The 22646-nt window shown below is 73.3% G+C and carries 18 protein-coding genes and 1 riboswitch; of the genes, 8 read left to right on the forward strand and 10 right to left on the reverse strand.

Annotated elements, in window-relative coordinates:
• Positions 1–224 precede the first annotated feature (224 nt).
• From recA to rny, 3 genes are all read left to right on the forward strand, one after another.
• The gene (recA, locus tag HNR23_RS04295) at positions 225–1400 is read left to right on the forward strand and encodes a recombinase RecA (protein WP_221308027.1); all 1176 of its coding nucleotides are present in this window, start codon (positions 225–227) and stop codon (positions 1398–1400) included.
• Positions 1393–1974, forward strand: a complete 582-nt coding sequence (recX, locus tag HNR23_RS04300; RefSeq protein ID WP_246421583.1) for a recombination regulator RecX — start codon at positions 1393–1395, stop codon at positions 1972–1974. The genes recA and recX overlap by 8 nt, the downstream gene beginning before the upstream one ends.
• A gap of 403 nt (positions 1975–2377) precedes the next feature.
• A complete protein-coding gene (rny, locus tag HNR23_RS04305; protein ID WP_184073718.1) occupies positions 2378–3961 on the forward strand; it encodes a ribonuclease Y in 1584 nt (527 codons plus the stop codon).
• Positions 3962–4013: 52 nt separating this feature from the next.
• On the opposite strand, the gene HNR23_RS04310 is transcribed toward rny, so the two are convergent.
• The 5 genes from HNR23_RS04310 to HNR23_RS04330 all read right to left on the reverse strand — a co-directional run bounded on the left by HNR23_RS04310 (position 4014) and on the right by HNR23_RS04330 (position 9695).
• A complete protein-coding gene (locus tag HNR23_RS04310) occupies positions 4014–6050 on the reverse strand; it encodes a S9 family peptidase (protein WP_184073720.1) in 2037 nt (678 codons plus the stop codon).
• Between the two features lie 202 nt (positions 6051–6252).
• Positions 6253–7302 carry an ABC transporter permease subunit gene (locus tag HNR23_RS04315; protein ID WP_184073722.1) on the reverse strand — a complete coding sequence of 350 codons (1050 nt, stop codon included), beginning with the start codon at positions 7300–7302 and terminating at the stop codon, positions 6253–6255.
• Positions 7299–7973, reverse strand: coding sequence for an amino acid ABC transporter permease (locus tag HNR23_RS04320; RefSeq protein ID WP_184073724.1), 675 nt, complete (start codon positions 7971–7973; stop codon positions 7299–7301). Before HNR23_RS04320 ends, HNR23_RS04315 begins: the two co-directional genes overlap by 4 nt.
• Positions 7974–8042: 69 nt before the next feature.
• Positions 8043–8879 (reverse strand): glutamate ABC transporter substrate-binding protein, encoded by an 837-nt coding sequence (locus tag HNR23_RS04325; protein ID WP_184073725.1) that lies wholly within the window; start codon positions 8877–8879, stop codon positions 8043–8045.
• 72 nt (positions 8880–8951) lie between these two features.
• Positions 8952–9695 (reverse strand): amino acid ABC transporter ATP-binding protein, encoded by a 744-nt coding sequence (locus HNR23_RS04330; protein WP_184073726.1) that lies wholly within the window; start codon positions 9693–9695, stop codon positions 8952–8954.
• Positions 9696–9984: 289 nt separating this feature from the next.
• Here HNR23_RS04330 and miaB point away from each other — a divergent pair, with 289 nt between their 5' ends.
• Entirely contained in the window at positions 9985–11451 is a 1467-nt protein-coding gene (gene miaB, locus HNR23_RS04335) for a tRNA (N6-isopentenyl adenosine(37)-C2)-methylthiotransferase MiaB (protein WP_343070736.1), read from the forward strand.
• A 151-nt stretch (positions 11452–11602) separates the two neighbouring features.
• Here the strand turns inward: miaB and HNR23_RS04340 are convergent, their stop codons facing one another.
• Complete coding sequence (locus HNR23_RS04340) at positions 11603–12982, reverse strand: cytochrome P450 (RefSeq protein ID WP_184073729.1); 1380 nt, start codon at positions 12980–12982, stop codon at positions 11603–11605.
• Between the two features lie 490 nt (positions 12983–13472).
• Here HNR23_RS04340 and HNR23_RS04345 point away from each other — a divergent pair, with 490 nt between their 5' ends.
• Complete coding sequence (locus HNR23_RS04345; RefSeq protein WP_246421584.1) at positions 13473–13916, forward strand: cobalamin biosynthesis protein; 444 nt, start codon at positions 13473–13475, stop codon at positions 13914–13916.
• A gap of 52 nt (positions 13917–13968) precedes the next feature.
• Here the strand turns inward: HNR23_RS04345 and HNR23_RS04350 are convergent, their stop codons facing one another.
• Genes HNR23_RS04350 through HNR23_RS04365 form a run of 4 tightly spaced genes read right to left on the reverse strand, consistent with a single transcriptional unit; the run spans position 13969 to position 16838 of the window.
• Positions 13969–14844 (reverse strand): energy-coupling factor ABC transporter ATP-binding protein, encoded by an 876-nt coding sequence (locus tag HNR23_RS04350; RefSeq protein WP_343070416.1) that lies wholly within the window; start codon positions 14842–14844, stop codon positions 13969–13971.
• Positions 14841–15611: a cobalt ECF transporter T component CbiQ gene (gene cbiQ, locus HNR23_RS04355; protein WP_184073731.1), complete on the reverse strand. Its 771-nt coding sequence runs from the start codon at positions 15609–15611 to the stop codon at positions 14841–14843. The genes HNR23_RS04350 and cbiQ overlap by 4 nt, the downstream gene beginning before the upstream one ends.
• A gap of 12 nt (positions 15612–15623) precedes the next feature.
• Positions 15624–16115, reverse strand: a complete 492-nt coding sequence (locus tag HNR23_RS04360; protein WP_184073732.1) for an energy-coupling factor ABC transporter substrate-binding protein — start codon at positions 16113–16115, stop codon at positions 15624–15626.
• A 3-nt stretch (positions 16116–16118) separates the two neighbouring features.
• Positions 16119–16838 (reverse strand): energy-coupling factor ABC transporter permease, encoded by a 720-nt coding sequence (locus HNR23_RS04365; protein WP_184073742.1) that lies wholly within the window; start codon positions 16836–16838, stop codon positions 16119–16121.
• A gap of 32 nt (positions 16839–16870) precedes the next feature.
• Positions 16871–17086: riboswitch (cobalamin riboswitch) on the reverse strand.
• Between the two features lie 205 nt (positions 17087–17291).
• Between HNR23_RS04365 and cobC the strand changes: the two genes are divergently transcribed.
• From cobC to cobA, 3 genes are all read left to right on the forward strand, one after another.
• Positions 17292–18347, forward strand: coding sequence for an Rv2231c family pyridoxal phosphate-dependent protein CobC (cobC, locus tag HNR23_RS04370; RefSeq protein WP_343070737.1), 1056 nt, complete (start codon positions 17292–17294; stop codon positions 18345–18347).
• A 183-nt stretch (positions 18348–18530) separates the two neighbouring features.
• The gene (gene cobT, locus HNR23_RS04375) at positions 18531–20912 is read left to right on the forward strand and encodes a nicotinate-nucleotide--dimethylbenzimidazole phosphoribosyltransferase (protein ID WP_184073743.1); all 2382 of its coding nucleotides are present in this window, start codon (positions 18531–18533) and stop codon (positions 20910–20912) included.
• Between the two features lie 446 nt (positions 20913–21358).
• A complete protein-coding gene (cobA, locus tag HNR23_RS04380) occupies positions 21359–22639 on the forward strand; it encodes a uroporphyrinogen-III C-methyltransferase (RefSeq protein ID WP_184079855.1) in 1281 nt (426 codons plus the stop codon).
• Positions 22640–22646 lie beyond the last annotated feature (7 nt).

A 22646-nucleotide genomic window follows, 5' to 3' on the forward strand; every position in this document is an offset into this window, starting at 1 on the left:
CGGCGCGCCGCACCGGCCACCCGTTCGATCGAACAGAAGTTCGGGTAGGGTGGTCCTGTATCCGCAAGTCCACGGAAGTGGCGTGAGACACTGGTGGTCGATGCAACGCCCATCAGGGCGGACGTCCGCCTGGCCCGTGCAGCGGCGGTGGTGCGGCGGCCGTCCACAGAGTGGCGCGGAACCGTCGTCGAATGTCTCAGCGACCGCGTAGCGTCACTCCCGAGATGAAGAAGAAGACACCGACCCAACAGGGGTTCCCCGTGGCAGTTGCTGACCGAGACAAGGCTCTGGAGACCGCGCTCGCGCAGATCGAGCGCCAGTTCGGCAAGGGCAGCGTCATGCGCCTCGGCGATGACGACCGGCCGCCGATCGAGTCCATCCCCACCGACGCGATCTCCCTGGACGTCGCGCTGGGCATCGGCGGTCTCCCCCGGGGCCGGATCGTCGAGATCTACGGCCCGGAGTCCTCGGGTAAGACGACCGTCGCCCTCCACGCGGTGGCCAGCGCGCAGCGCGCGGGCGGCATCGCCGCGTTCATCGACGCCGAGCACGCGCTCGACCCCGAGTACGCCAAGAAGATCGGTGTCAACACCGACGACCTCCTGCTGTCCCAGCCCGACACCGGTGAGCAGGCGCTGGAGATCGCCGACATGCTCATCCGCTCGGGCGCCGTCTCCATCCTGGTCGTGGACTCCGTCGCCGCGCTCGTGCCGCGTGCCGAGATCGAGGGCGAGATGGGCGACAGCCACGTCGGCCTGCAGGCCCGGCTGATGTCCCAGGCGCTGCGCAAGATCGCGGGTGCCCTGCACCAGACCGGGACCACCGCCATCTTCATCAACCAGCTGCGCGAGAAGGTCGGCGTCATGTTCGGATCGCCCGAGACCACCACCGGTGGCCGGGCGCTGAAGTTCTACTCCTCGGTCCGCCTGGACGTGCGCCGGATCGAGACGCTGAAGGACGGCACCGACGCCGTCGGCAACCGCACCCGCGTCAAGGTCGTGAAGAACAAGGTCGCGCCGCCCTTCAAGCAGGCGGAGTTCGACATCCTCTACGGTGTGGGCATCTCCCGTGAGGGCGGGCTGATCGACCTCGGCGTGGAGCAGGGCATCGTGCGCAAGTCCGGTGCCTGGTACACCTACGAGGGCACCCAGCTGGGCCAGGGCAAGGAGAACGCGCGCAACTTCCTGCGCGAGAACGCCGACATGGCCAACGAGATCGAGAAGAAGATCAAGGAGAAGCTGGGCATCCCCGTCCAGGGCGACGACAGCGCCGGGGCCGCGCCCGCGGCCAAGGACAGGGCGGCCGACGCCGCCAAGGAGGCGCCCGCCAAGGGGGCCGCGGCCGCGCCGGCGGCCAAGCGCACCACCAAGGCCAAGGCGACCCCGTCGACGGATGCCTGACCCGCTGGTATCGGCGGACGGCGAGCAGCCCGAGCAGGAGGGTGATCCGGCCGGGGCGACCCGGCCGGACGACGATCCCGAGGCCAAGGCGCGCGGTATCTGCCTGCGGCTGCTCACCTCCGCCCCGCGTACCCGGGCCCAGCTCGAACAGGCGTTGCGGCGGCGCGGCATCCCCGAGGACGTCACCGAATCGGTGCTCGGCCGCTTCGGCGAGGTCGGGCTGATCGACGACGCCGCGTTCGCCGGTGCGTGGGTCGACTCCCGGCACGCCGGGCGGGGGCTGGGCCGCCGCGCGCTCGCCGCCGAGCTGCGGCGCCGCGGTGTGGCCGAGGAGACGGTCCGCGACGCCGTCGACGACATCAGCGCCGATCAGGAGGAGGCCGCCGCGCGCCGACTCGTCCGGCGCAAGCTCGACAGCACGCGCGGCGCCCCGGACGAGGCGCGGGTACGCCGCGCCATGGGCATGCTCGCGCGCAAGGGGTACCCGGCCGGGCTGGCCTACCGGGTGGTCCGTGAGGAGCTGGAGTCGGAGGGCTCCGGGTTCCAGCTGCCCGACCCGGACCTCGGCCCCTGAGCCGCTGCCCCACCCGGGACGGCACCCGGCCACCGGCCCGGAGTTCCAGGTCACCCGGTTTCCCACCCGGTGGCCCGGCGACGTCTTCCCGTCGCCCTGACACCCCCCGCGGCGCCGTTCTACCTGGTGAACCTCCCTGCCGCCACCGCGGCCCGCTCATCGGCCGGGCCGCGATCGTCCGTACCGGTTGCCGGGTCGGGCGGGCGCCCCTAGCCTCACCGCAGCGATACGTGCATGACCCGTCGGCTCCGCACGCGCAGGGTGCCCCCGCGCGGTAGGGCGACGTGCGCGCCGGTGCGAGCCGGGGTCGGCCGACCCGCGGTCGTCCGCGGACCGACCGGACGGCGGGCGCCTCGGGGCCGGCCCGCGGCCGTGGACATGCTGTGGGGGTGGGGCAGGAAACATGGGTGCGGTCAACGATGGCCCGCTGCTCGCCGGACTCGTGGCCCTGGCCGTGCTCGGCGGTGTCCTCTGCGCCCTGGTCGGCTTCCTCTCCGCGCTGCGCCGCCGCCTGGGCGCCGCCTGGGCGGAGGTCGACGCCGCCCGCCGCCGCGCCGCCTGGGTCCGTGCCGAGGCGGAGCGGGCCGCAGCCCGGCTGGTGCAGGAGACCGAGGAGCGGTTGACCGAGCGGCGCGCCGACGCGGAGCGGGAGCGGGCCGCGGCCCGCTCCGAGCTGGCCGATCGGCGCGGCGAGGTCGAACGGCGCGAGGCGCGGCTGGCCGAACGCGAGCGGCGGCTCGACGGTGACCTGGGGCGACTGGCGGAGGAGCGGCGCCGCGCCGACGAACGCGCGGCCCTGCTCGACGAACGTGAGCAGGGGCTCGCCTTGCTGGACGAGGAGCGCCGCCGGGCGCTGGAGGCCGCGGCGTCGCTGACCGCCGAGGAGGCGCGGGCCGGGCTCGTCGCCGAGGTCGAGGCGCAGGCCGAGCGCGAGTCGGCGCTGCTCGTCCGCACCATCGAGAAGGAGGCGCAACGCGAGGGCGAGGCTCGGGCGCGGGAGATCATCACGACGGCCGTCCAGCGGCTGGCCACCGAGCAGACGGCGGAGTCGGTGGTCTCGGTGTTCCACCTCCCCGAGGACGAGATGAAGGGGCGCCTCATCGGCCGGGAGGGCCGCAACATCCGCGCCTTCGAGACCGTCACCGGGGTCAACGTCATCATCGACGACACCCCGGCGGCGGTCCTGCTCTCCTGCTTCGACCCGCTGCGGCGCGAGGTCGGCCGCCTCACCCTGGAGAAGCTCGTGCACGACGGGCGCATCCACCCGCACCGGATCGAGGAGTCCTACGAGGCGAGCCGTGTCGAGGTGGAGGGGGCGTGTGTGCGGGCCGGCGAGGACGCGCTGGCCGACACCGGGATCACCGGTTTGCACCCGGAGCTGACCGCCCTGCTGGGCCGGCTGCGGTATCGCACCTCCTATGGCCAGAACGTGCTGCGGCACGTGGTCGAGTCGGCGCACGCGGCCGGGATGATGGCCGCCGAACTCGGCATGGACCAGGTGCTGATGCGGCGCTGCGCCCTGCTGCACGACGTCGGCAAGGCCCTGACACACGAGTCGCGGGGCAGTCACGCACTGGCCGGGGCGAAGGCGGCCCGGCGGTACGGCGAGTCCGAGGACGTCGTGCACGCCATCGAGGCCCACCACAACGAGGTCGAGGCGCGCACCGTGGAGGCCGTGCTGACCCAGGCGGCCGACGCCGTCAGCGGCGGCCGCCCGGGCGCCCGGCGCGCGTCACTGGAGTCCTACACCGAGCGGATGCGTCGCATGGAGGAGATCGCCCACGAGAACGCGGGCGTGGAGCGGGTCTTCGCGATGCAGGCCGGGCGCGAGGTCCGCGTCATGGTGCGCCCGGACGCCGTCGACGACATCCAGGCCCAGGTCATCGCCCGCGACGTCGCCAAGCGGGTGGAGGAGGAGCTCACCTACCCGGGCCGGATCCGGGTCACCGTCATCCGCGAGTCCCGCGCCACGGAAACCGCCCGTTGACGCCCCGCCCCGTCGTTGGTCTCGGAAGGGCGGGGGCGCCGCCGGCGCGGGGTCAGCGGGGGCCCTCGTCGGCGGGGGCGGGCCCGGTCGCGGCTTCCGCGGCCGTCTCGGGTTCCCGGTACTCGGTGGTCAGTTCGATCCGGGGGACCCCCGGCGGGGTGAAGCCGAAGACCTCCCCGTAGAACGCGAGCTCGGCCTCCAGTGCCCGCTCCCGGGCGTCGGCACGGCGGAAGCCGTGGCCCTCGCCCTCGAACGCGATGTAGGCGTGCGGGACCTTCCGGTCGGCCAGGGCCCTGACGAGATCCTCGGCCTGCGCGGGCGGGACGACGCGGTCATCGGCCCCTTGCAGAACGAGCGCGGGCACACCGATCTCGTGTGCGCGCTCGATGGGGGAGCGCTCGCGGTAGGTGGCGGCGTAGCCGGGCAGCGGGCCGATGAGGGAGTCGAGGAAGCGCGCCTCGAAGTCGTGCGTCTCGCCGGCCAACCGGAGCAGGTCGGTGACGCCGAACAGCGAGGTCCCGCAGGCGAAGGTGTCGCCGGTGAGCGCGAGCAGCGTGGTCAGGCCCCCGGCGCTGCCGCCGCGGATCGCGAGCCGCTCCGGGTCGGCGATGCCCTGATCGACCAGGGCCCGGGCGGCGGCGGTGCAGTCCTCCACGTCGAGCACGCCCCACTGGCCGTGCAGCCGCTGCCGGTAGGTGCGGCCGAACCCGACGGACCCGGCGTAGTTGACGTCGATGATCCCGATGCCGCGGCTGGTGAAGTACGCCTTGGCCGGGTCCAGCCGGGTGGTGGCGCGCGCGACCGGGCCGCCGTGGACCCACACGACGTAGGGTGCGGGGCCGTCGGCTTCGGCCCCCGGGTTGGTCGGCGGATAGACGTTGGCGTGGATCTCGGCGCCGTAGCGCCCGGTCAGCGTGACCGGTTCGGGGCGCGGCAGGTAGTCGGCGTCGGGGACGGCGTCCAGGGAGCGGCGCAGCGTGGTGGTGCGGCCGGTCCCGGGGTCCAGCCGGACCAGGCTCTGGGCGTCGGTCGGCCCTGAGGCCAGCCCTACGACGGTGCGGCCGTCGGTGGCGAGGGTCTCCCAGGTCGTCAGCGGCGAGGAGAACGCGGTCAGGTCGCCGGTGGCCGGGTCGTAGACGCCGGGCCGCAGGTCGGCCCGGCCGTGCAGAACGACGAGGCGGCCGTCGGCCAGCCGAACGTAGGGCTCGGCGCCGAGTTCGGTGAACCCCGGGGTGAACTCCTCCTCGGCGGGGTGGAGCGCGATGGCCTGGCCGGTGAGCCCGATCTCGTAGAGGTTCCACCAGCCGGGCCAGTCGGAGGCGAAGTACAGGTGGCTCTCGTCCCGCCAGACCGGCGACAGCACCGACTCGGCCACGCCGCCCTTGAGCAGGTAGGCGTCGTTCACCCCGGTGTCGGTGAGCGTGCCGACCCGCAGTTCCGTGCCGTCCCAGGGCATCCGCGGGTGGTTCCAGCACACCCAGGCCAGGTGGCGGCCGTCGGGGGAGGGGGACGGGGAGGCGTAGAAGTCCGCGCCGCTGACGAGCTCCACGATGGCGCCGGGGTCGTGTGCGGCGCGGCCGGACAGGGGGAGGGAGACGATGGCGCGGGTGACCGTCCCGTCCTCGGCGTGCCGCTCCCGCACGCAGATGACGCGCTTGCCGTCCGGTGCGAGGGCCGGGTCCGCGTAGCGCAGCGCGCCGGGTGCGGGCGGCTCGGGGGTGAGCGGCCGGGGCTCGGAGGAGAGCCGTTCCAGCAGATAGAGCCGCTGGTCGGGGTGGTTCGCGAAGACGATGCCGTGCCGGGTGATCGCCTTGTCATCGCGGCGCGGCACCGGGAGGTAGGAGCGTCCGCCGTACTCGTGGACGCGGGTGCGGGCGCTCCAGGGGGCGCCGAGCAGTTCGGTCACGGTGCCGTCGGCGTCGCGGCGCATCACGGTCGTGCGGCCGTCCTCCTCGGGGCGGGCCTCCTCCCACCAGATCTCCTCGCCCACGACGGAGGGGAAGCCGAGCCGTCTCTCCGCTCGGGCGACGTCACGCGCGATGATCGGCGATGGCCAGGCGCCGTGGGGGGCCGTCACTCGGTCGATCATGGATGAACTTCGCACTCGTGAGTGGGGATCGGATGACATGTCGACATTAGTGGGGCCTATCCCGATTGGTCACGAGTGAGGGGCATCCGTTGCCAGGGTGTGACCGACGCGGAGCGGTGGCGGCCGCTGACGCCGGTGGCCCCGCTGCGATCGCAGCGGGGCCACCGGGAGCGCCGCGGGGGTGCGGAGCGGCCGCCGGGTCCTACCGGGCCGGCGGGGTGGGCGGACCGCTCGGTCCCCCGGGCTCCCCCCGCCCCCGGGGTTCGGCCGCGGCCCCCGTCCGGTCGGCGGGGCCGACGTCCTGGACTCCGGGCGCGGTCGCCGGTTTGGCCGTGGCCTTGCCGCGCTGGGCGTTGCGCCGCTCCAGCCACACCGCCAGGCGGCCCAGGGCCAGGTTGATGATGATGTAGATCGCGGCGCACACGATCGCCGCCGGGATGACGTTGTTGAAGCGTGTGCCGATCAGCGAGAACCCGCGCAGCAGCTCGGGGAAGGCCACGATGTAGCCGAGAGCGGAGTCCTTGAGCAGGACCACGAGCTGCGCCACGATCGCCGGCATCATGCTGGTGACGGCCTGCGGGATCAGGATGAACGTCATCACCTGGGTTTTGTTCATCCCCAGTGAGTAGGCGGCCTCGGCCTGCCCGCGGGGCACCGCGTTGATCCCGGCCCGGAACACCTCGGCCAGCACCGACCCGTTGTACAGCGTCAGCCCGACGATGACCGCGGTGAGCGGGCTGACCTGGAACGTCCCGAAGGGCACGCCCAGCAGCTGGTTGGCGGCCAGAGGCGTGGCCAGCGTGAAGAAGATCAGGATGAGCAGCGGGATGGCGCGGAAGAACTCCACGACGGCGCCGCAGAAGGCGCGGATCCACCAGTGCTCGGAGAGTCGACCGACCCCGAAGACGATGCCGAAGACGATGGCCAGGACCGCCGCGACGGCCGCCGCGTGCAGCGTGTTCATCATGCCCGGCAGGACCATGTCGGTCCAGATCGCCGGGTCCAGGAACGGCTCCCACTTCTCGGCGCTCCACTGCCCGGCCTCGTCGACCTGCCACACCTCGGCGGTGAACAGGCTCCCGGGCGCGTCCAGGACGTCTTCCCAGGTCTTGTTGAAGCCCAGGTAGACGAACGCGGCCACGCCGATCGCGAGGACGAACGCCAGGACGCTGTAGAGGCGCTGCCGCGCCCTCGCCCTGGGGCCGGGCGCGTCGAAGAGGACGCCGGCCTGCTGCTGCCCGAGGATGCTCACCGCGCCACCGCCAACCGCTTGCTCAGCCAGCCGAACAGGTAGCCCGTGGGCAGGCACAGGACGAGGAACCCGATGGCGAACCCGATGAAGGTCGGGATGACCGGGACGACACCCTGGTCGAACATGAGTTTCATCTGCCGGGAGGCCTCCTGCACCCCGAGACCCGCGACCGACGCCACGGTGGTGTTCTTGATGAGCGCGATCAGCACGCTGCCCAGCGGGCCGATCACCGACCGCAGCGCCTGCGGGAGTACGATCAGCCGCATGTTCTGCAGGAACGTCAACCCGAGTGACCGCGCGGCCTCGATCTGGCCGAACGGGATCGTGTTGATGCCCGACCGCAGCGCCTCGGAGACGAAGCACGCGGTGTAGGCGGACAGCCCCAGCACGGCGAGCCAGTAGACGTTCCACTGCACGCTCTCGTGGAAGCTGAGTCCCAGACCGCTGTTGAGCCCCAGCCCGCAGAAGAGCAGGACCAGCGTCAGCGGCGTGTTGCGGATCCCCTCGACGTACACGGCCGCCATGCCGCGCAGCAGCGGCACCGGGGAGACCCGCATCGCCGTCAGGACGACGCCGAGGATGAACGAGAACAGCGCGCTGATCAGCGCGAGGCGGACGGTCCAGGAGAAGCCATCGATGATGGCGCCGGAATTGTCGAGGAAGGCTTCCATAGGTCCAAGCCGGTCGATGCCGACCGCCGGGGGCAGCGCGGCCCCCGGTCGGTCCTGCGGGTCGGGTGGTTACGCGCAGCCCTCGAACTCCGGCTGCTCCTTGTCGTAGTCGAAGTTCGCCTCGCCGAAGTTCGCGTCGAGGAACTTCTCGGCGGACCCGTCCTCGTACATCTTCGCGATGGCCTCGTTGACCGCCTCGCACCGCTCGGTCGAGCCCTTGGGCAGGCCGATGCCGTACCGCTCCTCCTGGATGTCCTGCCCGACCAGCTGGAACTTGCCGGGCTGCTGGGCGGCGTACCCGGCGAGGATGGTGTCGTCGGTGGTGATCGCGTCGATCTGGCCGTCGGTGAGCAGCTGCAGGCACTCCGAGTAGTTCTGGGTCTCGCGCAGCTCGGCGTCGATCTCCATCGTGTCGGTGATGGTGTGCGCGGAGCGCGAGCCGGACGCGGAGCACAGCTTCTTGCCGGCGAGGTCCTCGGCCGACCCGACGGAGTCGTCGCCGTCCTGGACCAGGATGTCCTGCTGGGCGACGTAGTAGGGGCCGGCGAAGTCGACGAGCTCCTTGCGCTCGTCGGTGATCGAGTAGGTCGCGACGATCATGTCGACGGTGCCCTGCTGGAGGAAGGTCTCCCGGTTGGCGGAGGCGGCCTCCGTCCACTCGATCCGGTCCTCGTCGTAGCCCAGTTCCTTGGCGACGTAGGTGGCCACGTCGACGTCGAGGCCGACGGGCTTGTCGCCGCCCTCCTCCAGGCCCAGGCCGGGCTGGTCGTACTTGACGCCGATGGTGATGGTCCCGCCGTCCCCGCCGTCGGCATCGGCACCGCCGTCTCCGCCCCCGCATGCCGTTAGCGCGAGAGCAAGTGCGGCGACGCCGGCCGTCGCAGTGGAGATGGAACGAATCCGCATGATCCCTAACCTCTTCCTTGGGTTGCTCCGGCCGCGGTGACGGAGGAGCGGGATGGACCTGGTGGGCCCGGTTCAGTGGGTCAAGATCTTGGAGAGGAAGTCCTGGGCGCGTTCGGTGCGCGGGGCGGTGAAGAACTCGTCGGGCGTGTTCTCCTCGACGATCTGGCCGTCGGCCATGAAGACGACGCGGTTGGCGGCGCGCCGCGCGAAGCCCATCTCGTGGGTGACGACGACCATCGTCATCCCCTCCTTGGCCAGCGCCGTCATGACGTCCAGCACCTCCTGCACCATCTCGGGGTCCAGCGCGGAGGTGGGCTCGTCGAACATCAGCACCTTGGGGTCCATCGCCAGGGCGCGGGCGATGGCGACGCGCTGCTGCTGGCCGCCGGAGAGCTGCGCGGGGTACTTCCCGGCCTGGTCGGCGATGCCGACCCGGTCGAGCAGCTCCCAGGCCCGCTTCTCGGCCTCCGCCCGGTTCTGCCGGCGCACCTTGACCGGCCCGAGGGTGACGTTCTGCAGGACGGTCTTGTGCGCGAACAGGTTGAAGGACTGGAAGACCATCCCGACGTCGCTGCGCAGCCGCGCCAGCCCCCGTCCCTCCTCGGGCAGGGGCACCCCGTCGATCGTGATCAGGCCGCTGTCGATGGTCTCCAGGCGGTTGATGGTCCGGCACAGGGTCGACTTTCCGGAGCCCGAGGGCCCGATCACCACGACCACCTCACCGCGGTCGACGGTGATGTTGATGTCGCGCAGCACGTGGAGGTCGCCGAAGTGCTTGTTGACGTTCTCCAGCACGACGAGGGAAGTAGCGGTCATGTGCCGGAACCTAGCCCCCGCCGAGTGTGTTTGTCACCACTCAGCCGGTGCGTCGGCGCTGCTAGTAGCGGATTCGTTATGCGGGAAACAGATCGGAAACGCACTAATGTCCGGATGTGGCCAGGCGGGTGCTGCACTACGTGCTGTCACCACTCCGGCGGTGTGATATCACAGCCCGTGATGGTGGGCTCGCTGCGGCCGGGCCGCCGCGCGGGCGGCGCTCTGAGCGGGACACCGGGGGCCGGGGAGCAACTAGCCTGGAACGGTGAGCCAGAGTCGTACCTACGAAGTGCGGACCTACGGCTGCCAGATGAACGTCCACGACTCCGAGCGCCTATCCGGTCTGCTGGAGGACGCGGGGTACCAGCGCGCAGCCGAGGACAGCACCGCAGACATCGTCGTTTTCAACACCTGTGCGGTCCGGGAGAACGCGGACAACCGCCTCTACGGCAATCTCGGGCACCTGCGCCCCGTCAAGGACGCCAACCCCGGCATGCAGATCGCCGTGGGCGGCTGCCTCGCGCAGAAGGACCGCGGCGAGATCGTCCGCCGCGCCCCCTGGGTCGACGTCGTGTTCGGCACCCACAACATCGGGTCGCTGCCCGCCCTGCTGGAGCGCGCCCGCGTCCAGCGCGAAGCGCAGGTGGAGATCGAGGAGTCGCTGGAGACCTTCCCCTCCACCCTGCCCACCCGCCGCGAGTCCGCCTACGCGGCATGGGTCGCCATCTCCGTCGGCTGTAACAACACCTGCACCTTCTGCATCGTCCCCGCCCTCCGCGGCAAGGAGAAGGACCGCCGCCCCGGCGACATCCTCGCCGAGGTCCGGGCGCTGGTCGCCGAGGGCGCCATCGAGGTGACGCTGCTCGGGCAGAACGTCAACGCCTACGGCAGCGAGTTCGGCGACCGCGAGGCGTTCTCCAAGCTGCTGCGGGCCTGCGGGGAGATCGACGGGCTGGAGCGCGTCCGGTTCACCTCGCCGCACCCGCGCGACTTCACCGACGACGTCATCGACGCCATGGCCGCGACCCCCAACGTCATGCCGCAGCTGCACATGCCGCTGCAGTCCGGGTCGAGCCGCGTGCTCAAGGCCATGCGCCGCTCCTACCGCCAGGAGCGCTTCCTCGACATCGTGCGCCGGGTCCGGGAGAAGATGCCCGAGGCCGCGATCACCACCGACATCATCGTGGGCTTCCCCGGCGAGACCGAGGAGGACTTCGCCGAGACCCTGCACGTGGTGCGCGAGGCGCGGTTCGCCGCTGCGTTCACCTTCCAGTACTCCAAGCGGCCGGGGACGCCCGCGGCCGAGATGGACGGGCAGGTGCCCAAGGCGGTCGTGCAGGAGCGCTACGAACGCCTCATCGAGCTGCAGGAGTCCATCTCCATCGAGGAGAACCGCGGGCTCGTCGGCCGCGAGGTCGAGGTGCTGGTGGCCGAGGGAGAAGGCCGCAAGGACGGCGACCGGCGCCGCCTGTCCGGGCGCGCGCCCGACAACCGGCTCGTGCACTTCTCACTGGACGAGGGCGCTGAGGTACCGCGCCCCGGCGACCTGGCCACCGTCGAGGTCACCTACGCGGCGCCGCACCATCTGGTCGCCGACTCCGGGGTGCGCGCCCTGCGCCGTACCCGCGCCGGCGACGCCTGGGCCGCGCGCAACGGCGGGGAGCAGGAGCAGGCGCCGGGCGTGCTGCTGGGCATGCCCAAGGTCGGCGTCCCCGCCCCGCAGGCCGCCGCGGCCGGCGGCTGCTGCGACGCCTGACGCCCAGGGGCCCCGGGAGTCGGCGCGCTCCCGGGGCCCTTCGGGGCGCCTCCCGGCATCGGACGGTGGCCGGGAGGGTGGCCGGGAGGGTGGCCTTCCTCCGAGTGGGGGCGGTGCCGCCCAAGGTCCCGCCCCCACCCTTCGGCGCCGGTCATCGGGGGGCGGCGAGCCCCGCACCGGTCCGGCGCGCTTCCGGGGTCATGGGAAGCGGCCCGGGGCCCAGCGTCGCGGCCACGTGCGTGGTGACCGTCGTGCCGGGAGCATGGCGCAGCCGCCACCGCGACCCGATGATGGCGAGCGCGAGGACGCCCTCGGTCATGGCGAAGTTGTCGGCGAGGCACTTGCGGCGGCCCGCCCCGAAGGGGATCATCGCCCCGCGCGGGTGGGTGCGCATGCGCTCGGGCAGCCACCGGTCCGGGTCGAAGGTGTCGGGGTCGGCGAACACCTCCGGGTCGCGGTGCACCACGTAGGGGCTGTACATCAGCGTGCTGCCGGCCGGGACCGGGTGGCCGCCCAGCTCGGCGTCGGTCGGTGCGGTGCGGCTGACCAGCCAGACCGGCGGGTAGAGGCGCAGGGCCTCGGTGAACACGCGCCGGGTGAACGGGAGCCGGTTGAGGTCGTCGTTGGCCGGGGCGCGGCCGTCGAGGACCCCGTCGAGCTCATCGTGCATCCGCCGCTCGATCTCGGGGTGCTCGGCGAGCAGGTGGAAGGTCCATGCCAGGGACGAGGCGGTGGTCTCGACCCCGCCCGAGAACAGGTTCAGGACGTTGTCGTGGATCTCCTGGTCGGTCAGGCCCTCACCGTCCTCGTTGCGGGCCGACAGCATCATCGACAGCGCGTCGCCGTGGTCGACACCGGAACGCCGGTAGTCCTCGATGATCTTGTCGACCAAGCCGTGCAGGCGGGCGAGCGCGTCGTCGAACTCCGCCCGCTCCGCGGCGGGGAGCTGCTCGACCATCTCCTCGGGCGCGGTCATCCGCAGGTAGACGCCGCGCAGGATGATGGGCAGGCAGTGGTGGACCTCGGCGACCGCGTCCGGGCCGCCGCCGGTGGAGAACATCGTGCGCGCGGTGACACCGGTGGTCAGCGCCTGCATCGCGGCGGTGATGCCGATGCTCCGGCCCTCCGTCCACGACTCGGTGACCTTCACGGCCTCCTCACGCATCACCTCGACGTACTCGGCGATACGGCGCACATGCATGGAGGGCTGCACGAGCGGGCGCTGCCGCCGGTGGATCGCGTCCTCCGAGGAGGCCAGCCCGTTGCCGAAGAAGGCCCGGGACTTCTCGAAGATGGGGCCGCCTTTGTCGAACGTCCGGGTGTCGCGCAGCATGTCCTGGATGAGCTCGGTGTGTCGGACCAGGTAGACCGGTGTCTCACCGAGGCGGAACTCGACCAGGTCGCCGCAGGGCGCCAACGAGGTGATGAATTCCAGCGGCCTTTTCTGGAACTCCATCGCGTGGCCGATCTGCGGCAGTCCCCCCGGTGCGGTGCCGAGTCGGAATTCGGAGCGGGTCGGTGTGGGCGGCATGGTGTTTCCCTCGTGAATGTCGCGGGCGCCGGCATGGCTGTCGGCCGCAGGCAGGGAGAAAAGGGTGGGAATGCCCCGGCCGGGTTCATCGGCGCCCCGGTGGATGTCCGTCGATACCCCACTCGGCCGCGCTGGAGGCGCGGATCCCCCCGTGGGAACCGCAGGCGGTGCGGTTCGATGCCGGTGCGTGGCGCTGATCGAACGGAAAGCCGATTCGGCGTCATCGGTCGGTCGTGCTCGTTCGGCGTGCTTCAATGAAATGTCGCGTCGTCGACGTCACCTGATTCTGGAATCCGCCGATCCGGGTTCGCAAGGGATCTTCGCCGATTGGCACCCTTTCTCCCGCGCTAAGGGGGAGGACGGACATCGCGTTAAGGGGGTGTGCGTTTTCCCCGCGGAGGGGTGCCCGCGCCCTTGACAGCCCGTCGGCCGCATGAGCCGCACCGTCGGGTGGGCGCCCCGGCCCACCGCGGCCGGAGGGAGAGACCGCATGAGCGACACCGGGTCCTCGGCCGGCGGCCCTGCGCCCTGCCTGGTCGTGGGCGTCGGCGCGGTGCGCGGCGTCAGTGCCGCGGAGGTCGGAGGCCTCATCGACCGGATCCTCGCCGAGGCGGGACTGGCCCCGGAGTCGGTTCGCGCGCTGGCCACCGTCGACCGCAAGGCCGACGAGGAGGGTATCCTGCGCGCCGCCGCCGAGCGCGGCTGGCCGGTGGTCACCTACCCGGCCGCCGAACTGGCCGGCGTGGACGTGCCCCATCCCAGCGAGGCGGTGCGGGCCCGGGCCGGCACTCCGAGTGTCGCCGAGGCCGCCGCACTGCGCGCCGCCGCCGACGTCGGCTGCTGCGCCGGGCTGGCCGCGGCCAAGCGGAAGACCGCCAACGCCACCGCCGCCGTCGCCCGCTCGCACCCCCGCACGCCCCGACACGACCGTTGATCTCGGGGCCGCCGACCGGATACCGGCGAGAATTCGGTCGACGGCCCCGAGATCAACGGTCGTGGGGGAGGAGGGCCGTGACCTCTTCCGGGGTGCCGGGGTCGGGGGCGCCGACGGGAAGGAGGCCGGCGGTGCGCAGGGCGCGGCCGACGGCCGGGCCCCAGGCCGGGCGCAGCCGGGCGGCGGCCAGGAGGGCGGTGTCGTCGAGGACCTCGCGGACCGGCCCCGAGCCGAGCAGGCCGCGGTCGATGACCAGGGCGCGGTCGGCCCACCGGTAGGCCAGGTCGACCTCATGCGTGGAGACCACCAGGGTGGTGCCCGCGGCGCGCAGCCCTTCCAGGGTGGCCAGCATCGCCTCCACCCCGGCCGGGTCGAGGCCGGCGGTGGGTTCGTCGAGGACGAGGACCGAGGGCCGCATCGCGACCGCCCCGGCCAGGACCACGCGCTTGCGCTGACCGTAGGAGAGCAGGTGAGTGGGCTGGTCGGCGAGGGCGGTGATGTCCAGCGCGTGCAGTGCCCGGTCCACGCGTTCGCGCACCGCCTCGGCGTCCAGCCCCTGGTTGAGCGGGCCGAACGACACGTCCTGGCGCACGCTCGCGGAGAACAGCTGGTCGTCGGGGTCCTGGAAGACGAGCTGCACCCGGCGGCGCAGGCCGCCGATGCCGCGCCGGCTCTGCGGGACCCCGGTGCCGTCCAGCAGGATCTGCCCGGACCGCGGGCGCAGGCTCCCCGACAGAAGGCGCAGCAGCGTGGTCTTGCCGCCGCCGTTGGGGCCGAGCACGGCCAGCACCTCGCCCGGCCGGACCTCCACGGTGAGCCCGGTGAACACGGGTTCGGCGTCGTCGTAGCCGAAGGTCAGGTCGCGTCCGGCAAGGACGGCGGGCGCGGTGTCGCGGACACCGCCGGGGGGCAGGTCGATCGAGGTCACAGCCAGGCTCCGAGGACGAGGGTCGACGTCGCGACGAGAACGGGGACGGCGGCGGCCGCGAGGACGGCCCGCGGGCGCAGCGGCAGGTCGTCGACGAGCACGGTCAGCTCGCCGGTGTACCCGCGGCATTCCAGACCCCGCTGCATGCGCTGGGCCCGGTCGTAGGAGCGGATGAACAGGGCGGCGCCCAGGGAGCCGACCGAGCGGATCCACGCCCGGCGGCTCGCGTATCCCAGCCGTCCCGCCTGCCCGGTGCCGATGCGGCGGGCGGTGTCGAGCGTCACGAACAGCATCCGGTAGATGAGGGCGACCATCTCGACCAGTGCGGTGGGCAGCCCGATGCGGGTGAGCCGGGGCAGGAGGTCGGCGAGCGGGGTGGTGAACGCGAACAGCAGCTGGCACATCAGGGCCGCGGTGGCGCGGGCGACGATCTCGGCGGCGCGGGCGAGGCCGTCGGGGTCCCACGCCACCGGCCCCAGGGCGGGGCCGGTGGCCGCTCCGTCGGGTGCGCCCACGCTGAACAGCAGCGCCACCGACCCGGTGAGGACGAACAGCAGTGGCGCCCAGGCCGCGCGCGCGAACGCGCGCGGGTCCACCCCCGCCGGGCCGAACGCGACGGCGAGCGCGGCCGCCGCCGTGATCACCGCCCCCGGCCAGGCGGGGAGCACCAGCGCGCACAGCAGCAGCCCGCCGAAAAGGGTGCCCTTGACGGCGGGGTGCACGTCCCGCCAGGGGCTGCGGTAGGCGGCGGCGTCGATGGCCAGCATCGCGGGCGCCGCTCAGTCGCGGGCGGGGGCGGTGCCGTCCGGGGCGTCCCCGTGCGGGGACGCGTCCGTGGCGTCGGGGTCCCGGGGAGCCCCGGTGGTCCCGGCGGCCGAGGCGGCTGCCGACGGTGCCGGGGCCTGTTCCCGGCGCATACGGGAGCGCGTGTGCACGACACCGAAGTAGTAGCCGATGATGCCCGCGCCGATCGCGGCCTGCACCGCGAAGATGCCCGACTCGACCTCGGCCGAGGGGGCCTCGAACAAGGGGTCGAGCCACGGCTCGTAGGCCGGTGCGATCTCCTCGACGGCCTCCTCGCCCTGTTCGTCGGCGCCGGGGAAGGGTTCGTCGAGGTGGTCGCCCGCGCCGGTCACCAGTGGAAGCGCCGCGATCACCGCGATGACGGCCACCATGGCCCAGGTGATCCACGCCCGGGGGCGCGGGCCGCCGTCCCGGCGGGGGTCGGTGCCCTGGTCCGGCCGGGGCTGCTGCGGCTGTGCCGGTGTCATCGTTCAGGCCTTCTTTCGCTCGGTCGGGGCACCGGCGGTCGCCGCGGAGCGCAGCACGCCGAGTCGCAGCAGCTCGCTGCGGCTGGCACTGATGAGCAGCCGCACGATGACCACGGTCATCAGGCCCTCGATGACCGCGAGCGGGATCTGGGTGACGGAGAAGATGGTGCCGAACTTGATGAACGCGCCCAGGACGCCGGCCTGGGCGTCGGGGAAGGCCAGTGCCAGCTGCAGGCTCGTCACCGAGTAGGTGGCCAGGCTGGCCAGGCAGGCCGCGAAGAACACCGACAGCCCCAGCGAGGTGTTCTCGGTGAGTGCCCGGGTGAGCCCGCGTACCAGCCGGAACACACCGTAGGCGACCCACGGGCCGACGATGGCGAGCGAGAAGACGTTGGCGCCGAGCGTGGTCAGCCCGCCGTGGGCGAGGAGTAACGCCTGGAAGAGCAGGGTGATCGTGCCGAGTGCGGCCATGACGGGTGGTCGGAAGAGGACCGCGCCGAGACCCGTCCCGGCCGGGTGCGAGCTGCTGCCCGTGACGGACGGGATCTTCAGGGCGGACAGCACGAAGCAGAAGGCGCCGGCGGCGCCGAGGAGCAGCTTGGACTCGGGGTTGGTGCGGATCGTCGTCGTCAGCGCGCGGACGCCGTGGATGACGAACGGCGCTGAGACCGCGGTCCAGGCCACGGCGTGGACGGGCGGGAGGAAACCTTCGGCGATATGCATCTGTAGGGGACCAATCTCCAACACCTCGTGGACGGTCGTCGTATGCCGTGGCCGGTCTCCTGGCTGCGGGTCGACGCCCGTCGCCGGCCTTCCCAGGAGAGCGTCCGCGTACGGATGCCCTCCCAGTGGCCGTCACCGCCCGCTCCGCCGGAGGCAGGGGACGGGGCCCCGGGCTTCCCGTTCACAGTGGCGAGGGCCGCGCCGGTTTCGCACCGGACTTCCCGAACACCACGGCTCCCTGAAGGTAATGCCCTGGTCGTGCGCTTTGCAATAGCCAAAGATTCGCAATAGGTGCAGATGGGGCGACCGAAATCCCGACCCGGTGCGCGCTTCGGCCGCTCCGCAACGGTGCGGCCGGGCCGAGGGGGCGGGAAGCGCGGGTGTAGGGTGCGCTGTCGTCCGGTGCGGCGCGGGAACGGGAATTCGGCGAGGTGGTTTCTGGTGCGGGACACGGTGGGACGGTCTGCGGGCGCAGGCGCGCCCCCGTCGACCGCGGCCGAGGCGGACCTGCGGCACCACGGCGACGCCGAGACCGGCCCCGGGCTGCTCGACTTCGCGGTCAACGTGCGGACCGGGACGCCCCCGCCGTGGCTGGCCGAGCGGATCCGCGCGTCCGTCGCCGACCTGGCGGCCTACCCCGACCCCTCCGCGGCGCGCCGCGCCGTGGCCCGGCGCCACCGGCGCGATCCGGCCGAGGTGCTGCTCACCGCCGGGGCGGCCGAGGCGTTCGTGCTGCTCGCGCGGGTGCTCAGGCCGCGCCGTGCGGTCGTGGTGCACCCCCAGTTCACCGAGCCCGAGGCGGCCCTGCGCGCGGCCGGCCACCGGGTCGAGAGGGTCGTCCTCGCGCCCGACTTCACCCTCGACCCGCAGCGCGTCCCCGAGGACGCCGATCTGGTCATGGTCGGCAACCCCACCAACCCCACCTCGGTCCTGCACCCGGCCGCCGCCCTGGAGCGCCTGGCCCGCCCCCGGCGGGTCCTCGTCGTCGACGAGGCGTTCGCCGACTGCGTGCCGGGCGAACCCGAATCGCTGGCCGCGCGCGCCGGGGTCCCCGGCCTCGCCGTGGTCCGCAGCCTCACCAAGACCTGGGGCCTGGCCGGGCTCCGAGCCGGGTACCTGCTCGCCGACCCCGGGCTCGTCGCCCGGCTGGCCGAGGCGCAGCCGCTGTGGTCGGTGTCGACCCCCGCCCTCGTGGCGGCCGAGGCCTGCAGCACCCCGGAGGCGGTGGCCGAGGCCGACGCGTGGGCGGAGCGGCTGGCGGCCGACCGGGCCGCGCTCGCCGCGGACCTGGCCGCCCTGGGCCTGCACGTCACCCCGAACGCCGCGGCGTCGTTCCTCCTGGTCAGGGCGGAGAAGGGCGAGGAACTGCGGGCCGGGTTGCGAAACCGCGGCATCGCACTGCGGCGCGGCGACACTTTCCCCGGTCTCGGGCCGAACTGGTTGCGCGTCGCCGTCCGCGAGCGGGATACCGCTCTGCGGATGACCCGGGTTCTGGCACAGTTGCTGTAGCCGAGTCGGAGGTGAAAAGCGTCGTGTGTCCGGGTGCCCGCCGCCGGGCGGGCGTACGGCGGCGCACGGGTGCGCCCGGGGGATCACGTCAGGTCTCGGCGTCGGTGACAAGGGGGAGAACATGCCGAAGAGAGACGCGACCTGCCGGGGCGGTGCCGCGGCCGGTACCGCCGGAGGAGCACCATGACCGGTGACGAGAAGCGCCGCTACCCCGCGCGCCGGGGGGCGAGGGACAGCAGGTCGGCCGCGGACGCGCGCAACTCCGCCGGCCGTCCCACTCGCGGATCGGCCGCCCGCGGACTGCTCGACGACCTGCCGGAGGCGGGCCGGGGCGCAGGTGCCCCCGCGGCCGGGACCGCGGCCACCGCGCCGCGGCGCAACCCGTTCCACACCCCGGCGAAGCCCGCGGCGGCGCCGCGCACGCCCGCGTCCGAACCCGCGCCCCGACCGGAGGCCGACCGCGCGGGCGGGGCGGCCGGGAGCGCCGCACCGGCGCCACCGGCGGAGGCGGTGCCGTCGCCGGTGCCCGCTGCGGACCCGGACACGGGGGACGCCGCCCCGCCCTACCGGCCCCCGGCCCGGCGCGACAAGACCCAGCAGCACACCGGACAGGAACAGGAAACGGAATCCCCTTTGGAACCGAACGTCATCCCGTTGCGGGGAGGCGGCCCCGACCGCGCCCCCGCGACCACCGTCGACCCTCCGGGGGGCGATACGGACGATCGCGCGCAGCACGCCGAGCCGGCGCCGGTGCACGAGCCGCCGTTCGCGCCGCGGTACGAGCCCGCGGAGTCGGCTCCGTCCGAACCGCCGCCGGCCGTCCCCGCACCACCCGACCTGCACACCTATGCCGAGCAGGACCGCGACGCCATCTATCGGGCGATGCGCGAGCGCCGCGACGTGCGGATGGGCTTCCGGGCCGACCCCGTACCCGACGAGGTGCTCACGCGGGTCCTCGGCGCGGCCCACATGGCGCCGTCGGTCGGCTTCTCCCAACCGTGGGACTTCCTCATCGTCGAGGACGAGGCCGTCCGCGCGAGCGTCCAGGACCTCGCCCAGTCGCAGCGCGAGGAGTACGCCCGCGCGCTTCCGGCCGCCCGCGCCCGCGCGTTCTCCGGGCTCAAGGTCGAGGCGATCCTGGACACCCCGCTCAACATCGTCGTCACCGTCGACGCGACGCGCGGCGGACGGCACACCCTCGGGCGCCACGCGCAGCCGCAGACCGCCGCGTACTCCACGGCGCTGGCCGTGCAGAACCTGTGGCTGGCGGCGCGTGCCGAGGGCCTCGGGGTGGGCTGGGTGAGCTTCTTCGACGAGCGCGATCTCGCCGCCGTCCTCGATCTCCCCCCGCACCTGCAGGTGGTGGCCTACCTGTGCGTGGGCTATGTGGAGGACTTCCCCACCGAGCCGGAGCTCGCCCTGGGCGGGTGGGCGCAGCGCCGCCCGCTGTCCTGGGCCGTGCACCGCGACCACTACGGGCGCCGCGGCCTGCCCGGTGAAGAGCCGACGAGTCTGCTGGAGGAGACCATCGCAGCCATCGGCCCCCTCGACCCGCGCGCCGTGGCCGAGGCGGAGGACCGGCACTCGCGCATGACGATGCCGCCGGGTGCGCTCGGCGACCTGCAGGAGGTCGCGGTTCGGCTGGCCGGGCTGTCCGGGGAGTGCCCGCCGCCGATCCCCGAGCCGGCCGCCGTCGCGATCTTCGCCGGCGACCACGGCGTGCACGCCCAGGGGGTGACCTCCTGGCCGCAGGAGGTCACCGCGCAGATGGTGCAGAACTTCCTGTCCGGGGGCGCCGTGGCCAACGCCTTCGCCGCGCAGGTGGGTGCCGAGGTGACCGTGGTGGACGTGGGTGTCGTCGGCGACCTGCCCGCGGTCCCCGGCCTGCTGCCGCGCAAGATCGCGCGCGGCACGGCCGACATCAGCCGGGCCCCGGCGATGACGCGCACCCAGGCCGAGTACGCCATCGAGGCGGGCATCGAGGTCGCCCGCGACCTCGCCTCGGCGGGCAACCGGTGCCTGATCACCGGGGACATGGGCATCGCCAACACGACGCCCTCGGCCGCCCTGATCGCCGCGTTCACCGGTGCCGACCCGGCCGAGGTGACCGGGCGGGGCACCGGGGTGGACGACGCCGTGCACGAGCACAAGGTCGAGGTGGTCCGCCGGGCACTGGCGGTCAACGCGGTCGACCCGGAGGACCCCGTGGGCGTGCTCGCGGCCGTGGGCGGCCTGGAGCACGCCGCCCTGGCCGGGTTCATCCTCGGCGCGGCCGCCCTGCGGGTTCCGGTGCTGCTCGACGGGGTGATCGCCGGTGCGGCGTCGCTCGCGGCGGCCGCCATCGCCCCGGAGGCGACCAACGCGTGCTTCGCCGGGCACCGCTCCGCGGAGCCCGGGCACACGGTGGCGCTGGACCACCTCGGGCTGCGGCCGCTGGTCGACCTGGAGATGCGGCTGGGCGAGGGCTCCGGCGCGCTGCTCGCGCTGCCGCTGCTGCAGGCCGCGGCGCGCGCCCTTCGCGACGTCGCGACCTTCGACTCCGCCGGGGTCTCCGAGCGGGGGTGAGGCTTGGAGCGGGGGCGTGGCACGGCCGCTCCCGGTTCCGTGTTGCGTGCGGGAACCACTGCGCCGCAGTGGTTCCCGCACACGGCGTCAGGGCGGCCGGGACCGCGGCCGATCGCTCGGCCCCGGTTTCGGACAAGTGGCAGTGGGTGGGAAATCACGGCCGATTCTGCGGTTTATGCAGGACTTCGGCGTGCATTATGTGCGGGAGCGCGGGCGAAACCCCGGTTTGACACGGTATTTTTTGGGGCATTGACGCACTCCGCCTCAGCGTCGAGCACGGGTGCGGGAACGAGCAGCGTGAACACGTGCCGGAGCAGGGGCGTGGGGCACCGGGAGACGGTCGCGGCGAAGGCGGATCGGCCGGTCCCGGGCACGACGTGGCCCGCGTTCGGACGCGGTCACAGATCTGGAGGTCAGCCCAGGTGACGTATCTTCTCGGCCTGCGTATGAACGGGCGCGACGTGCTGGTCGTCGGAGGCGGCCGCGTCGCCCAGCGCCGGGTCCCCGTCCTGCTGGAGTCAGGGGCGAAGGTGACCGTGATCGCGCCCGAGGCCACGGCGGCCCTGGAGGACCTCGCCTCGGCCGGCCGCATCACCTGGCACCGGCGCGGCTTCGAACCGGGCGATGTGCGCGACGGCCGCCTCGGCGAGTTCTGGCTCGTCCACGCCGCGACCGACGCCCCCGAGGTCAACGCCGCGGTCGCCGAGGAGGCCGAGGCGGCCCGGCTATGGTGTGTGCGCGCCGACGACCGGCACGCCGCCACCGCTTGGACCCCCGCCAGCGGCAATGTGGGCGACGTGACCGTGGGTGTCGTCGCCAACGGCGACCCGCGAAGAGCGGCCGGGCTGCGCGACGCCATCACCGACGGCCTGTCCGACGGCACCCTGGACGCGCGCCGCGGCCGCGAACCACTGCGCGGTGTCGCCCTGGTCGGCGGCGGCCCCGGCGACCCCGGCCTGATCACGGTCCGCGGCAGCCAACTGCTGTCCCAGGCCGACGTCGTGGTGGTCGACCGGCTCGCGCCCATGTCCCTGCTCGACCGGCTGCCCGCCGAGGTCGAGATCGTCGACGCCAGCAAGATCCCCTACGGCCGCTCCATGAAGCAGGAGGAGATCAACCGGGTCCTCGTCGACCGGGCGCTGGCGGGGCGCTTCGTCGTGCGGCTCAAGGGCGGCGACTCCTTCCTGTTCGGGCGGGGCGGCGAGGAGGCGGCGGCCTGCGCCGCCGCCGGTGTCCCGGTCACCGTCGTGCCGGGCGTGACCAGTGCCCTGGCCGCCCCCGCCGGCGCCGGCATCCCCGCCACCCACCGCGGCGTCGCCCAAGACCTGCACATCGTCTCCGCCCACGTCGTCCCGGGCGACCGGCGCTCCACCGTCGACTGGGCCGGGCTGGCGCGGGCCGGCGGGACCCTCGTGGTACTCATGGGGGTGGAACGCGTCGGCGCCATCGCCGCCGCCCTGATCGAGCACGGGCGCGCGGCCGACACCCCCGTCGCCGTGGTGCAGGACGGCACCCTGCCCACGCAGCGGACGATCGTCGCCACCCTCGGTACGGTCGCGCGGGCCGTCGCGGACGCCGGGGTGCGCCCCCCGGCCGTCATCGTCATCGGAGAAGTGGTGGATGCGGCCCGCGAACTTGACATACTGCACGAGGGGCCGGGTGAGCCGCCGGTGAGGACGAACGGCCCCGGCGGCGACGAATCCCCCGAGGGGAACCGGATCAGGTGACCGCGAA

Source organism: Nocardiopsis mwathae (assembly GCF_014201195.1).
In the GTDB taxonomy this organism is placed as follows: domain Bacteria; phylum Actinomycetota; class Actinomycetes; order Streptosporangiales; family Streptosporangiaceae; genus Nocardiopsis_C; species Nocardiopsis_C mwathae.

Bases quoted from the DNA above. Each gene is read 5' to 3' on its own strand.
- HNR23_RS04320 (WP_184073724.1), bottom strand. From the start codon at position 7,973: ATGGAAGCCTTCCTCGACAATTCCGGCGCCATCATCGATGGCTTCTCC.
- cbiQ (WP_184073731.1), bottom strand. From the start codon at position 15,611: ATGCTGGCCATCGACGCCGCCGCCTACCGCAGCCCCTGGCGGGACGTG.
- HNR23_RS04365 (WP_184073742.1), bottom strand. From the start codon at position 16,838: ATGCATATCGCCGAAGGTTTCCTCCCGCCCGTCCACGCCGTGGCCTGG.
- HNR23_RS04310 (WP_184073720.1), bottom strand. From the start codon at position 6,050: ATGATCGACCGAGTGACGGCCCCCCACGGCGCCTGGCCATCGCCGATC.
- rny (WP_184073718.1), top strand. From the start codon at position 2,378: ATGGGTGCGGTCAACGATGGCCCGCTGCTCGCCGGACTCGTGGCCCTG.
- recX (WP_246421583.1), top strand. From the start codon at position 1,393: ATGCCTGACCCGCTGGTATCGGCGGACGGCGAGCAGCCCGAGCAGGAG.
- HNR23_RS04360 (WP_184073732.1), bottom strand. From the start codon at position 16,115: ATGACACCGGCACAGCCGCAGCAGCCCCGGCCGGACCAGGGCACCGAC.
- HNR23_RS04325 (WP_184073725.1), bottom strand. From the start codon at position 8,879: ATGCGGATTCGTTCCATCTCCACTGCGACGGCCGGCGTCGCCGCACTT.
- recA (WP_221308027.1), top strand. From the start codon at position 225: ATGAAGAAGAAGACACCGACCCAACAGGGGTTCCCCGTGGCAGTTGCT.
- HNR23_RS04345 (WP_246421584.1), top strand. From the start codon at position 13,473: ATGAGCGACACCGGGTCCTCGGCCGGCGGCCCTGCGCCCTGCCTGGTC.
- HNR23_RS04330 (WP_184073726.1), bottom strand. From the start codon at position 9,695: ATGACCGCTACTTCCCTCGTCGTGCTGGAGAACGTCAACAAGCACTTC.
- cobT (WP_184073743.1), top strand. From the start codon at position 18,531: ATGACCGGTGACGAGAAGCGCCGCTACCCCGCGCGCCGGGGGGCGAGG.
- cobA (WP_184079855.1), top strand. From the start codon at position 21,359: ATGAACGGGCGCGACGTGCTGGTCGTCGGAGGCGGCCGCGTCGCCCAG.
- HNR23_RS04340 (WP_184073729.1), bottom strand. From the start codon at position 12,982: ATGCCGCCCACACCGACCCGCTCCGAATTCCGACTCGGCACCGCACCG.